The organism is Acinetobacter sp. LMB-5 (assembly GCF_001541635.1).
GTDB classification, from domain to species: domain Bacteria; phylum Pseudomonadota; class Gammaproteobacteria; order Pseudomonadales; family Moraxellaceae; genus Acinetobacter; species Acinetobacter pittii.
Window position 1 is genome coordinate 1 of sequence record NZ_LRDR01000071.1, and the last position, 447, is coordinate 447.

The 447-nt window shown below is 40.5% G+C and carries 1 protein-coding gene; it reads right to left on the reverse strand.

Going from position 1 to position 447, the window contains the following annotated elements; all coding sequences use genetic code 11:
* The coding region (locus tag AW165_RS18560) for a GPW/gp25 family protein (RefSeq protein ID WP_171254271.1) at positions 1 to 286 on the reverse strand (286 nt) is incomplete at its 3' end.
* Positions 287 to 447 lie beyond the last annotated feature (161 nt).

The window sequence follows — 447 nt, forward strand, 5'->3', positions numbered from 1 at the left end:
AAAGCCCCAAGCGGATCAAGCCTTTCGTCGGTTCTACAGATACAATCTTCACACCATCAAGCGTGATGCGCGGTTCATATTTTGCTACCGACTCGGCAATGGCCACTTGAAGCTTCGACATAAACCACATCGGTTTATCTAAATACGACAATGCATCAGCAGCGTAGTCTGGCAAATAGACACGTTCCATTTTGCTGGTATAGATGATCATGTATAGCGATTGCTTAATATCATCGATTAATGTGGCGTTTCGCCCCTCGCCACCAAGTTTGAGTGAGTAAATCATATCACACCTGTTTTAATTCGTTTAAAAACCAGTTTTAATTGTTTTAAGATTTTATTTTCGATAAATGTTACCAATGAAATTTAAACGCCCTTAGAATGCGATACAGGGCGTTTTACGTTGGGGTTTGTTTATCGTCTCAAATAGCGAAGAAGACGACTAAG